Source organism: Acinetobacter larvae (assembly GCF_001704115.1).
GTDB classification, from domain to species: domain Bacteria; phylum Pseudomonadota; class Gammaproteobacteria; order Pseudomonadales; family Moraxellaceae; genus Acinetobacter; species Acinetobacter larvae.
This window is the reverse complement of sequence record NZ_CP016895.1, coordinates 694,164-705,981: the sequence shown is the minus strand read 5'-3', so window position 1 is coordinate 705,981 and position 11,818 is coordinate 694,164. Positions and strand designations below refer to the sequence as shown.

General features: G+C 43.9%; 14 protein-coding genes. 6 read left to right on the top strand and 8 right to left on the bottom strand.

Annotation, left to right across the window (positions count from 1 at the left end; translation table 11 throughout):
• Window positions 1–51: 51 nt before the first annotated feature.
• Window positions 52–237 carry a 50S ribosomal protein L32 gene (gene rpmF / locus BFG52_RS03140; protein WP_004723964.1) on the bottom strand — a complete coding sequence of 62 codons (186 nt, stop codon included), beginning with the start codon at window positions 235–237 and terminating at the stop codon, window positions 52–54.
• A gap of 74 nt (window positions 238–311) precedes the next feature.
• Window positions 312–869, bottom strand: coding sequence for a YceD family protein (locus BFG52_RS03135; RefSeq protein ID WP_067552502.1), 558 nt, complete (start codon window positions 867–869; stop codon window positions 312–314).
• A gap of 97 nt (window positions 870–966) precedes the next feature.
• On the opposite strand from BFG52_RS03135, the gene BFG52_RS03130 reads away from it, so the two are divergent.
• Window positions 967–1,629 (top strand): elongation factor P hydroxylase, encoded by a 663-nt coding sequence (locus BFG52_RS03130; protein WP_067552499.1) that lies wholly within the window; start codon window positions 967–969, stop codon window positions 1,627–1,629.
• 212 nt (window positions 1,630–1,841) lie between these two features.
• Entirely contained in the window at window positions 1,842–2,459 is a 618-nt protein-coding gene (locus BFG52_RS03125) for an L-threonylcarbamoyladenylate synthase (protein WP_067559058.1), read from the top strand.
• Between the two features lie 194 nt (window positions 2,460–2,653).
• Here the strand turns inward: BFG52_RS03125 and BFG52_RS03120 are convergent, their stop codons facing one another.
• Complete coding sequence (locus BFG52_RS03120; RefSeq protein WP_071890073.1) at window positions 2,654–3,397, bottom strand: GNAT family N-acetyltransferase; 744 nt, start codon at window positions 3,395–3,397, stop codon at window positions 2,654–2,656.
• 360 nt (window positions 3,398–3,757) lie between these two features.
• Here BFG52_RS03120 and BFG52_RS03110 point away from each other — a divergent pair, with 360 nt between their 5' ends.
• The 3 genes from BFG52_RS03110 to rluB are packed head-to-tail and all read left to right on the top strand — an operon-like array spanning window position 3,758 to window position 6,185.
• Window positions 3,758–4,549, top strand: a complete 792-nt coding sequence (locus BFG52_RS03110) for a segregation and condensation protein A (RefSeq protein ID WP_067552493.1) — start codon at window positions 3,758–3,760, stop codon at window positions 4,547–4,549.
• The gene (gene scpB / locus BFG52_RS03105) at window positions 4,546–5,136 is read left to right on the top strand and encodes an SMC-Scp complex subunit ScpB (protein WP_067552490.1); all 591 of its coding nucleotides are present in this window, start codon (window positions 4,546–4,548) and stop codon (window positions 5,134–5,136) included. The genes BFG52_RS03110 and scpB overlap by 4 nt, the downstream gene beginning before the upstream one ends.
• Window positions 5,137–5,177: 41 nt before the next feature.
• Window positions 5,178–6,185 (top strand): 23S rRNA pseudouridine(2605) synthase RluB, encoded by a 1,008-nt coding sequence (gene rluB / locus BFG52_RS03100; protein WP_071890071.1) that lies wholly within the window; start codon window positions 5,178–5,180, stop codon window positions 6,183–6,185.
• Window positions 6,186–6,319: 134 nt separating this feature from the next.
• On the opposite strand, the gene bioD is transcribed toward rluB, so the two are convergent.
• The 5 genes from bioD to BFG52_RS03075 form a co-directional block, all read right to left on the bottom strand.
• Entirely contained in the window at window positions 6,320–6,961 is a 642-nt protein-coding gene (bioD, locus tag BFG52_RS03095) for a dethiobiotin synthase (RefSeq protein ID WP_067552487.1), read from the bottom strand.
• Entirely contained in the window at window positions 6,958–7,725 is a 768-nt protein-coding gene (bioC, locus tag BFG52_RS03090; RefSeq protein WP_067552484.1) for a malonyl-ACP O-methyltransferase BioC, read from the bottom strand. Before bioC ends, bioD begins: the two co-directional genes overlap by 4 nt.
• On the bottom strand, window positions 7,722–8,891 hold the full coding sequence (locus tag BFG52_RS03085; RefSeq protein ID WP_067552481.1) for an 8-amino-7-oxononanoate synthase: 1,170 nt from the start codon (window positions 8,889–8,891) through the stop codon (window positions 7,722–7,724). The genes bioC and BFG52_RS03085 overlap by 4 nt, the downstream gene beginning before the upstream one ends.
• Complete coding sequence (gene bioA, locus BFG52_RS03080; RefSeq protein WP_067552477.1) at window positions 8,891–10,174, bottom strand: adenosylmethionine--8-amino-7-oxononanoate transaminase; 1,284 nt, start codon at window positions 10,172–10,174, stop codon at window positions 8,891–8,893. The genes BFG52_RS03085 and bioA overlap by 1 nt, the downstream gene beginning before the upstream one ends.
• 123 nt (window positions 10,175–10,297) lie before the next feature.
• Window positions 10,298–11,020: an alpha/beta hydrolase family protein gene (locus BFG52_RS03075; RefSeq protein ID WP_067552474.1), complete on the bottom strand. Its 723-nt coding sequence runs from the start codon at window positions 11,018–11,020 to the stop codon at window positions 10,298–10,300.
• A 111-nt stretch (window positions 11,021–11,131) separates the two neighbouring features.
• On the opposite strand from BFG52_RS03075, the gene BFG52_RS03070 reads away from it, so the two are divergent.
• Window positions 11,132–11,704 (top strand): peroxiredoxin, encoded by a 573-nt coding sequence (locus BFG52_RS03070; protein WP_067552471.1) that lies wholly within the window; start codon window positions 11,132–11,134, stop codon window positions 11,702–11,704.
• Window positions 11,705–11,818: the final 114 nt, after the last annotated feature.

Below are 11,818 nucleotides of genomic sequence, written 5' to 3'. Positions count from 1 at the left end.
GAGCTTATGCTCCCATTTTTTCACTAAGCGTATCGCTTAATGCATCAACAATTATTCAGCGTCTGCAGCTTTGGCGAATAATTGACGACCACGATAGAAACCGTCTTTGGTTACATGGTGACGACGATGTGTCTCACCTGTAGTTTGGTCTACAGTTAATGCATTCTCGGTTAAAGCGTCATGTGAACGGCGCATGTCACGGCGAGAGCGACTTTTACGGTTTTGCTGAACGGCCATGATGGCTCCTTACAAAGATCGAAAAAATGGATCAGAACAAAGTCAGTTGTTTTAACTTAACAATACAGTATATATTAGTTAAGTTTGCCTTTCAAACCTGCCAAAACGTCAAACGGGTTTTCCCGCTTTTCTTCGGCAATGTCTTGAGCAGCTGGTTGATGCTTGTGCACACAAGTTTGATGCTTAGGTGACAACGGCAACATCAATAACAATTCATCTTCTATCAGTGTGCGTAAATCAACAGTAGCAGGAACGACATAGTCTCCCTTCTTTGTTGCTTCACTCTCACCTAAGACGATGAAATCAGCATCCTCATCCAAGCGCTCTATCAGTGACTCGTCATCAATCAAAGCCAGATGAAAATCTGCAGCAAAAGCTGTATCCACTGGCTCCAAGCAACGCTGGCACTCCAAGGGTACAACGGTTTCTACACGACCATCTAACCAAGCGATACGATGATACGTATCCATTGATAGTTTACAGTCTATTTTGATCGATTGATGATCAATCGATCCAACAGCTTCATGAGCAACACGAGTAAAGCTTGATAATGGCAGTGTTCCTGACCATTGAAAGCCTTGCTCTGCCCATTTAAACGGCTCTATCTGTGCCGGAAAGGTATTTGCTGACATAATTAAGGCGGCAATTCTACAAATTCATCGCTATTCTGTCAAAGATTAAGATACAATTTTGTACTTCTTTAGACAGTTCAATTGGTTCAATTAAGTTATGCATCTGTTACAACTGCAACCTGAAGTCACAGGCTCATTACTTATTCAACCCCAGTCAACTCAGGAATGGGCATTGAGTCTAGATCAAATACAGCTGACCCAATGGGTCGATCAACACTCAGAAGCACAACAAGTCGATTGGCTTATCTTACACTTTAATCACTGGTTTTCCTACCACAATGTTATTTTGTACCGCGGCATTGATGAACCTGAATATTTTCCAGCAACCGCAACCGAAGCAGCCAAAATCCAATTTGCCCACGGCTTCTTTAATAGTGCTTTACATGAGATCAGTCATTGGACGATTGCAGGACCACAAAGACGTTTATTGCCCGACCTTGGCTATTGGTATGCGCCAGATGGTCGCGATGCAAATCAACAAGCATTATTTGAGCAAGTTGAAATCAAACCACAAGCCATCGAATGGCTCTTTGCTACAGCTTTTGGTCGTAAGTTCCGCGTTTCACTGGACAACCTAAACGGTCAAGGTAGTGATGGTACCCAATTTAAAGACAATGTTTATGCCCAAGTACAGCGCTTTTTTACGGGCATAGATCGCCTACCTGGCGATGCTCAACGCTTTTTATATGCCATTGTGCATTGCACTCGGGGTGGCAAAAAACTACAAGCCGAAGAGTTTTTACGTGAAAACCTAAATTAAATTATTAAATGATAATCTGCTGTTGCACTTAAAATAGTGCTTCTATTTGTATAAATGCCATAATCCTTGTATGAATACACTATCTTAGACCTATACGAGGATTATAATCGCTATAATAGTGCCCGACATCAACAATAAGCAGTGACAGAATAATCAAGGTCATCTGGCAACTGATGCCAGACCCCATCTTTATTTCAGGAGATCATGACACCATGCTGCATTTAAGAATTCATCCTGATAATCCACAAGCACGCTTAATCCAACAAGCGGTTGAACGCATTCGTGCAGGCGATGTGATCGTCTACCCTACAGATGCGGCTTATGCCATTGGCTGCCAAATCGGCAATAAAAATGCCATGCAACGCATTGCACAGATTCGCGGGCTAGGTGAGAAACATCAATATGCCATACTCTGTGCCGACTTATCTGATATTGCTACCTATGCCAAGGTCGACAATGCCATGTATCGCCTACTCAAGGCCAATACGCCAGCTGTCACCACCTATATTTTACCGGCAACCAGTGAAGTGCCACGCCGCCTCATGCATCCCAAGAAAAAAACCATTGGTTTGCGCGTTCCGAGCAACACGATCTGCCAGCAGTTACTCCAAGAACTGGGTGAACCCTTATTGACCAGTACTTTGATTTTACCCGGTCAAGAGCATCCACTCGATGATCCTTATGACATTGAACAGCAACTGGAAAAGCGTATAGATGTATTTATTGATGCCGGCTTAGGCTCTTTAAATACCACCAGTATTGTCAACCTGGCAGGTGATCAACCAGAAATTATTCGCCGCGGTGTGGGCGATGTCAGTGCTTTTGAATAGCCCTACTGAATAAAGCATCAACAGCTTTTGCAGCAATAACGCAGTGCTGTTGTATAAAGCGCTTTTACCTAAAGCTCAGTTGCTTGACATGACTAATTGCCAGACTATTGGTGCCAAAACCCTGCACTAAAACAAATAAGTTCAAGCGCGCAATTGACTGCGCGCTTGAACACTATGCGTGAGATACCAGAGTTCTAGAACGCTGCATACAATACCTTAAAATCTTGTAAGCGACCTTTTTGTTGTCCCTGTGGGTCAAAATTATCAGCTGCGAGCCAAGCCTGATAAGCCAATGCCAGACTCGACCACTCATGATCTAACATCGAAAACCATGCCGTATTGCGATTACGCCCTTTAGTGATTCGATCTTGACGAAAAGTCCCTTCATATTGAAAACCAAAACGTAAAGCGGCCGCTTTAGAAGGCGCATTCAATTCATCACATTTCCATTCAACGCGTCGGTATCCTTGTGCAAAACAGTGCGCCAGCAATACATAGAGTGTTGCTGTTGCCGCGATAGAGTGTTTTAAGCGCGGTGAGAAATACACATTGCCAATTTCGACCACTGCATGCTCTGGTCGAAGATTTAACAATGCAATCCAGCCGACCGCGCCCTCCGCAGTGACCACCACATAATGCTGTGCTCCAGCCAAATAAAATTGCTGTGTCAGTGCTTGCTGTAATTCTGCTTGGTGAGCAAAGCCTGTATAAGGTAGATAAGTCCAACAACGCTGATCAGGTTCTTGTGCAATACAAGCCCAAAGCTCCGTCAAATGTTGATCTGCTAACTGTGATACCGGCAATAAAGTCAGCCCACTGACAGCATGTGCTAAGCGAAGGGACGGCTCAACCGTACCAATTTTGGCAGCTACCGCTAATCCAACTTTTTGTTGAAATTGATTGTATTCATAGGATAAATCATTGGCTGAATGCATCATTACTTCCTGGCTTATTTGCTTTTTACTGGATTTTTAAAGTTTTATGAGCAGGGCTCAAAATGGTGTGCCAGACTGGCACAAGCAGCTTAAATATAGTTGATTTTACGGACTATTTTAAAAATATATTATGCTCTAACAATGATCATTTAAATAAATATTTAACATTTATTTTCGCGTTTTCTGTTTTTTTCCCGATTTAGCAATTTATTCATCCTACGTTTTACTTTAGAATAGCCGTACTTTCTATATGCTTTTCGATGCTCATTTATGTACTGCCATTGGTCAGACCAGCTTCTGCCCTTTGCCTTAGCTCGATTGGCCACAACTTTTGTATGTTGATTCGAGTACGCATCCCTGATCATGACTGAAACTGCTCCAAATCTGCCGGATAATATGCCGCACATCCGCGTTTTAGATGAGTGGCAGGACAGTATTCCCGAAGATTTATATATTCCGCCTGCAGCATTCAAAATTTTACTCGAACATTTCGAGGGACCACTCGACTTCCTGATCTATCTGATTCAAAAAAATGGTTTTGACTTGCTGCAACTTGATATCGCGCCGATCGCCACACAATACTTAAGTTATATCGACAGTATGAAGTCAATGAATATTGAGCTCACAGCAGACTATATGGTGATGGCGGCACTACTCGCAGATTTAAAATCGCGCTTATTATTGCCCAAACCCAAAAGCATGCACCTAGAGCAAGACCCGAAACAACAATTAATCGATCGCCTAGAGACTTATTTAAAAATCAAAAAAGCTGCCGAACAGCTCAATCAATATGCCATCGTCGAACGTGATAGCTTTAATAGCTATGTAAGCCTTGGACAAATTGAACAGAAACTTGAAGGCTTTGCCATCGAACAACTCAAAAATGCCATGTTGTGTATTTTTAACCGCCCTGAACCCATCATCCACAGTATTCAACAAGAGCCTGTACTCTTGGAAGAACGTATTGATTACATTGAAAAAATGCTAAGTAGCGGGGCGGTATTGCATTTTGACATGTTGCTCAAACCCAGCCAAGGGCGCATGGGAATGGTGGTCACCTTTATGGCTATTTTAGAATTGGGTCGACAACAAAAATTAAACTTCATTGCCACTGGCGTCGACGCCCCACTCGCCATACAAGGAGTAGCCGCATGAGCCAAATGACGACTGAAGATTTTTCCACGCAGCAACAACAGCATGAGCTACTGATGCAGTTAGAAGCCATTATTTTTGCAAGCGATGCCCCCGTTTCACTTGCACGTTTAAAAGAAGCACTGCAAAATAAGTATAACAATCAGCAATTACGCCAATATTTACAGCAACTTGCTTTGTTACAACACAATCGTTCCGTGGAATTGGTTGAGACAGCACAAGGTTTTCGTTTTCAAGTCCGTGCACAATTTCGTGCACTCATTGCTCAAGCTTGGCCAGATCGCCCAATTAAACTTTCAAATTCATTGTTGGAGACCTTGGCCGTGGTTGCTTATCACCAGCCTGTTACTCGGGCAGACATTGAGCAAATTCGAGGTGTCTCTAACAATAGTCAGTTGCTAAAAACATTATTTGAATGGAACTGGATTAAAGAATCCGGATACCGGGAATTACCGGGTCGTCCTGCGTTGTTGATTACAACACCACAGTTTTTAAACGCTTTTGGTCTAACGTCTTTAGACCAATTACCACCCTTACAGGATGCCAAGGAAGCTTTTAAGGCTTTAGATGCGCACGCAGCTAAATCTTAAATAGGCGAACTGTTGATCATTATTTCTAAGGTTAGACTGTCATGAGTGAAAAATTACAAAAGGTACTAGCGCGTATAGGTTTGGGTTCTCGCCGTTATATGGAGGAGGTCATCGCTGCCGGCCGCGTCAGTGTCAACGGTCAAATTGCTCAAGTCGGTGAACGTATTGAGCCAGGCGATGAGCTTCGCATCGATGGTCGTAAAGTTCAATTTCAAATTGAAGACGAAATTCGTCGCCGCGTATTAATTTACTACAAACCCGAAGGGGAAATCTGTTCACGCAATGATCCAGAAAATCGCCCCACTGTATTTGACAACCTCCCCAATATTGCCCATGACCGTTGGGTAATGGTCGGTCGTTTAGATATTAACAGTACCGGTTTATTGCTGTTTACCAATGATGGTGAATTGGCAAACCGTCTAATGCACCCATCCAATGAGATTGAGCGCGAATATGCGGTACGGGTAATGGGTGAAGTGACCCCTAAAATCCGTCAAAACATGCTCAACGGCGTATTACTTGAAGATGGTATGGCAAAATTTGAATCATTTACAGACATCGGTGGTGAAGGGATTAACCGCTGGTATCAAGTGGTGGTAAAAGAAGGTCGTAATCGTGAGGTCCGTCGTATTTTTGAATCACAAGATTTAAAAGTAAGCCGCCTATTACGTACCCGCTACGGTACAGTGATTTTACCGCGTGAACTGCGCACCGGGCGTTGGGTTGAACTTGACAAGGCAGATATCGACAACTTAACCAAATTGGTCGATCTTAAACCACGTCAAGGTACTGGATTATATGGTATGGCAAAACGTCGTACCGAGCGTATGCAAGACAAGCCCCTAGCAGCACGTCGTGGTGGCTATTTACGTCAACAACGTCGTGACCATGAAGCCGAAGCACAAGGCTATCAGCAACAACAAACGGGTTATCAGCAACAAGCTGGCCAACAGCAAGAAGCCAATGGCAACCGTTTTGATCAGCAGCATGATCATAAATCACGGGTACGCCGCCCATTTGGTCCCAATAAAGGCTTTAAAAAATTCTAATCCACTTCGTCACAGTACCCACAGCCTGTGATGAAAGCAAAAACCACCAGATTGATGCTGGTGGTTTTTTTATTGCTTTGAGCATGCAATGTACTATTTATTGCTCGTATTCTTGGTCATATATCACAGGCATATCACAAAACAGGAATATCAATCCATTGCGCTGTAGGGAAGTCGCGCGCAACACACGCTGCTAAATATTGTGCAGTGTCCTGGCTAATGACTGGATCCTGCGCTTGATCATTTAAGTTATATGCCAAGGCATGCAACTGAATCCCGCGCTGCTGTAATGCCGCCAAACTTAATAGGGTATGGTTAATGCTACCTAAACGCCCTGAGGTCACTAAAATCACTGGATAATGGTGTTGCGCAATATAATCGATGGTTAACATTTCACGGGTTAGTGGAACCATTAGCCCACCAGCACCTTCTAACAATACCACCTCATAGCGCGCAGCTAGCTGTGCTGTTGCTGCGTTGATCTTGGCAAAATCAATGGCACGTCCAGCCAATGCGCTGGCTAAATGCGGCGATGCTGGGTAAGGAAAAATTTCTGGCATGGTCAGACCTTGTCGGTCTTCAATCAGCAAATCGCTTTGCATGAGACGGCGGTGCTGTTCAATATCTTCCGAATAATGTTCATTCCCCGTTTGCACCAATTTTTGTGTAATACAATGACAGCCCTGCTGACGCCATTGCTGCGCCAAATAACCGGTTGCATAGCTTTTACCAATGCCGGTATCGATACCACTAACAAAATACACCTGCCCACTCATGCTTGACTCCGTGCAATCAGATAAATTGGATGATAACGCAATGGATAATGCAACTGGCCTGCCGCATCGAGCACTGCAAACTGCTGATAGTCTGTATAAAATTGTGCCAGACTTTGCTTGGTCCAACGAAAACCATCGGCTGTTGCCGTTACCCCTGTTGCACGCAAATGTTCCAAAACCGCTTTAGGACTATTAAACCTGAGTTGCTGAATATGCTCCGTGGCATGCAAAAGCTCAAAGCCCGCATTGCGCAGCATCGCCACCACATCATTTAAAGCATAATAGTGCAGCCCCTGCTTAGTCAGTTGTTTAATTTCAATCAAGTTTTCTACAGAGAAACTGGAAAAACATAAATAGCCCTGCGGCTTTAAATGGCTGCGCAATTTGCCCAATAATGTCGGCAGATCATGCACCCATTGCAATGCGGCACTCGATACAATCAAATCAAGTGCATGTGGTAAAGCAATCTGTTCAATATCGCCAATACAGCTTTGTATCCGTGGATCTAGGGGAAAATGCGCCTGAACCTCTGGACATAAATCATTTAAATATAGTTGGGTAATTGCATGTTGTTGCACTAAAAGTTGGCTCAGATTACCACTGCCGCAACCGATTTCAAATACACGACCATAGGCAGCTTGCGGCACATAATGCTGGATATCCTGCATTAACTGCTGACAAATTTGTTGCTGCAACACCGCCGCATCGGCATAACTCTGTTGTGCCTTGGCAAAGCGTCTCGCCACTTGGCTTTTGTCAATCAAAGCGAATCCCCTAGAAGAGCTTGCAGCAACAGTTCCAAATCCCCTTGCCGAATTAGGCTATTTAAGCAAATACGTAAACGCGCACTATGCTGCGGTACCGTCGGCGGTCGCACTGCCATCAAATAAAATCCTGCTTGCTGTAGTTGTTTGGCGCGTGTAAGCGCAGCATGAGATTCCCCTATGATCATCGGCACAATATGACTCGTCGATGGACAAGGATAACCAGCTTGCTGCAATGCCTGATGTAGTTGATCACTGAGTTGCGCCAAATGCTGACGTGAAGATTGCAAGCTTTGCATATGCTGCCAAACAAAGTTGCTCCATGCGATATTGATTGGTGCCAACGCAGTACTAAAGATCAAAGGGCGCATATGATTGATCAAATAATCTTTAATAATGTCATGACAAATCAGATAGCCTCCCACAGAAGCTAAGGCTTTCCCAAAAGCCCCCAACAAAAAGTCGATCTGTTCAATCACACCAGCCTGTTCAGCACACCCCAAGCCTGTTGCACCACGGACAGCAACTGCATGTGCTTCATCCACATACAGCATGACCTTACTATATTGTTGTTTTAGTGCGACCAAAGCCACTAAGTCAGCCTCGTCACCATCCATACTAAAAATAGATTCAGTCACTACAATAATACGTGTATAGCGTGCATCATCCTGATATTTCGCCAATAATTCAGCCAAATGCTGCATATCATTGTGGCGATAACGCAAATATTGCGCTGAAGATAAACGTATACCATCAATCATACTGGCATGGACTAACTTATCTGCCAAAATCAAGCTATGACGATCAGCCAACGCAGGTAAAATACCAATATTCATGTGATAGCCGCTGTTAAATAACAAGGCAGCTCGCCCCGCAAAAGACTGGCTTAAGTTGTGTTCTAATTGGTTGTAAATATCAAAGTGCCCAGTCAATAAGCGCGAAGAAGAGGCACTCATACGTTTCATGCTATTGGGCAGTTGTGCTAGAAATTGTTCGACCAAGCTAGCATCTGCAGCAATGCCTAAATAGTCATTACTAGACAAATTCAACATTTGCTGTTGAGCAATTTCAATATAACGACCATATTGCTGGCTCGTGCGAAACTGTCTAAAGTTTCCTTGTTGTTTTAAGTGCGCTAACTGATCGGCAAAATGTTGATAAGGCATTAGATAGACTCCTGCGGCAGCGCATAAATCACAGCACAGAGCTGTTGCAATAAGAAGTCAAGCTCTGCCTGATCCATAATATAAGGCGGCATCACATAGACCAAACGTCCAAAAGGACGCACCCAAATGCCTCGGCGTACGCACTGTTGTTGTATGCTTGCCAGATCAACAGCATGTTTTAACTCCACCACCCCAATCGCCCCTAAGACCCGCACTTCTGCGACATGTTCTAGTACAGCCAAAGGCGTTAAAGCTTGTGTTAATTGCTGTTCAATGCGGCGAATATTACTTTGCCAATCTGATGCCAAAAGTAATTGTGTGCTTTTCAATGCCACTGCACACGCCAACGGATTTGCCATAAAAGTTGGACCATGCATAAATACCCCAGCCTCACCCTGACTAATCCCTTCCGCAATGCTTTTGCTGGTTAAGGTCGCAGACAGTGTCATGTAGCCTCCGGTTAAAGCCTTACCTATGCACATAATATCGGGTTCTATTCCGGCATGTTCGCAGGCAAATAAACGCCCTGTCCGAGCGAAGCCTGTGGCAATCTCATCCAGAATGAGTAGCACTTGATATTGATCACATAGAGCGCGTGCCTGACGTAGATATTCAGGATGATAAAAACGCATTCCTCCCGCACCTTGCACAATGGGTTCAAGAATTAGTGCGGCTATGTGCTGATGTTGGCTTGCCAGTACAGCGGCTAAAGCATCAATATCTTGCGCCTGCCAATTTTGATCAAACGCTGTAGTCGGTGCTGGAATAAAAATACGACGTGGCAAACTGCTACCAAAGACTTGATGCATCCCGGTAACAGGATCACAGACAGACATGGCATTCCATGTATCACCATGATAGCCGCTACGCGGGGTAACAAAATTGGTTTTTTGCGTTTGCCCTTGTGCGGTCCAGTATTGCACTGCCATTTTTAAAGCTACTTCCACAGCCACTGAGCCAGAATCGGCATAGAAAATTTTATCCAAACGGGACGGCGTGATTGCTAACAGTAATTTGCCCAACTCAATAGCTGGTGCATGGGTTAAACCACCAAACATCACATGCGCCATATCTGCCAATTGTGTAGTAACAGCTTGATTGAGCTCAGGATGGTTATAGCCATGGATGGCGCACCACCAAGAAGACATACCATCTAAGACACGTTGACCATCCTCAAACTCGATCCAACACCCTTCAGCACGGCGCACTTTATAACTGGGCAAGGGTTGCGTCATAGAGGTATATGGATGCCAAAGGTGGTGCAAATCAAATAAATCGGTCATCCAGAACTCCTGTTCATCCAGCAAGCTATCGCATCATATTGAATATAAAGCATGGTAACGCTGCACTCGATAAAAATAAATTGCAAATCTGAACATTTTTATTTTGAGGTGTGCTTTTAATCTTCAAATATAATTTTCTTTTAAAAACCGCACAAGCATGCAAGATATTTCTTCACTGGCAAATACTGGGCAAGCATGACTGCCTTCTATTTCGGCACAATTTAAAAACTTTGTAGATAAATTCTGGAAATAACCGAAAACTTCGCAAGGAATTAAAGCATCTTGTTTTGCAAAAACATGATAACTCGGTGCTGGATATTTTTTTAAGATATCTACCAGATTTAATTCATCCAGCAATATTAGACCCTGCGACAGCAAGCGATGTTCTGCTGGCTGTGCCAAATCTTGCAAGGATCTCCATGCTGTGCGTTGTGTCGCACTCCCCTGACTCATCAAATAATAAAACCGTTTCAGGCACTGTGCGCTATCCTGTTGCCAAAGCTGCTGAAAAGACTGAAATAACTCAACCGGCATGGCATGCTGCCAATGCGCTCGCTGTACAAAACAGGGATTACTGGCAATGGTGATCACCACTTTTGTTTGCTGCAACCGCTGATAGAGCTGATCTGCCAGCAACACTGCAAGATTGCCTCCCAAAGACCACCCCAGCAAGACATCATAATGCTGTGCATCTTCAAGTTCTGCTTGTAATATGGCGGTATCTTGTGCTGCAAAAATATCCTTCAGCTTGACCAGATACCCGTGTTGCTGCAACTGTTGTGCCAAGGGCTGCAAAACCGCCGTGCCAACACCCCAGCCGGTGTAGATTAAAATTTTCCTTTGCATATCGTCTCTACTATTCACTGTTCGCCGACATGAATCAACCAACATCAGTGCCTGATCTTTTGCTAAGATCAAGCATATCTATCGCTTATTGCAAAATATATTGAGAACAATATGACGCTAAAACCTGCCTATGTCCCTTTACTCTGTGCCACCCTACTCTGTAGCGCTAGCGCTATTTTAAGCAGCACGCCTGCATTTGCAGCTGATCCATTTCGTACAGATCAGCGCCAATGGGTAGGACAAGCAGCGCCACAGTTTAAATTACAAGATCAAAATCAGAAATGGCATCAATTACAACAATATCGTGGTAAATGGTTGGTGCTTTATTTTTATCCGAAAGATGATTCCCCCGGCTGTACCCAAGAAGCCAATCAGTTCAAAAGTCTATACCCACAATTTTTACAGCACAATGCCGTAGTGCTTGGCGTCAGTGTTGATGATGTGCAATCACACCAGCAGTTTTCCAATAAGCTGGCTCTTCCCTTTGCCATTCTGGCAGATGAACAACAGCAGTTAGCCAAAGCACTGGGTGTATTGGCGCAATTTGGGAGCAAAAACTATGCAAAACGTGAAAGTTTTTTAATCGATCCACAAGGTACAATTGTCTACCATTACAGCAGTGTCAACACCCAAAGCCATGCAGCAGAAGTCTTGGCGGACATACAAAAATTGAGCCAAAAGTAAAAAGCTGAGCCGAACGTGACCCAAACATCACAATAAAAAAGGCGCAAAAAAATAGATAAATCAATACACCCTACACTGCAATATCGCCCGCTTGGGCGGTATTGCTTCCTCAAC

What these genes read in the sequence shown, in the direction of transcription:
- rpmF (WP_004723964.1), bottom strand. Translation starts at nt 237, where the DNA reads ATGGCCGTTCAGCAAAACCGTAAAAGTCGCTCTCGCCGTGACATGCGC.
- BFG52_RS03135 (WP_067552502.1), bottom strand. Translation starts at nt 869, where the DNA reads ATGTCAGCAAATACCTTTCCGGCACAGATAGAGCCGTTTAAATGGGCA.
- BFG52_RS03130 (WP_067552499.1), top strand. Translation starts at nt 967, where the DNA reads ATGCATCTGTTACAACTGCAACCTGAAGTCACAGGCTCATTACTTATT.
- BFG52_RS03125 (WP_067559058.1), top strand. Translation starts at nt 1,842, where the DNA reads ATGCTGCATTTAAGAATTCATCCTGATAATCCACAAGCACGCTTAATC.
- BFG52_RS03120 (WP_071890073.1), bottom strand. Translation starts at nt 3,397, where the DNA reads ATGATGCATTCAGCCAATGATTTATCCTATGAATACAATCAATTTCAA.
- BFG52_RS03110 (WP_067552493.1), top strand. Translation starts at nt 3,758, where the DNA reads ATGACTGAAACTGCTCCAAATCTGCCGGATAATATGCCGCACATCCGC.
- scpB (WP_067552490.1), top strand. Translation starts at nt 4,546, where the DNA reads ATGAGCCAAATGACGACTGAAGATTTTTCCACGCAGCAACAACAGCAT.
- rluB (WP_071890071.1), top strand. Translation starts at nt 5,178, where the DNA reads ATGAGTGAAAAATTACAAAAGGTACTAGCGCGTATAGGTTTGGGTTCT.
- bioD (WP_067552487.1), bottom strand. Translation starts at nt 6,961, where the DNA reads ATGAGTGGGCAGGTGTATTTTGTTAGTGGTATCGATACCGGCATTGGT.
- BFG52_RS03085 (WP_067552481.1), bottom strand. Translation starts at nt 8,891, where the DNA reads ATGCCTTATCAACATTTTGCCGATCAGTTAGCGCACTTAAAACAACAA.
- bioA (WP_067552477.1), bottom strand. Translation starts at nt 10,174, where the DNA reads ATGACCGATTTATTTGATTTGCACCACCTTTGGCATCCATATACCTCT.
- BFG52_RS03075 (WP_067552474.1), bottom strand. Translation starts at nt 11,020, where the DNA reads ATGCAAAGGAAAATTTTAATCTACACCGGCTGGGGTGTTGGCACGGCG.
- BFG52_RS03070 (WP_067552471.1), top strand. Translation starts at nt 11,132, where the DNA reads ATGACGCTAAAACCTGCCTATGTCCCTTTACTCTGTGCCACCCTACTC.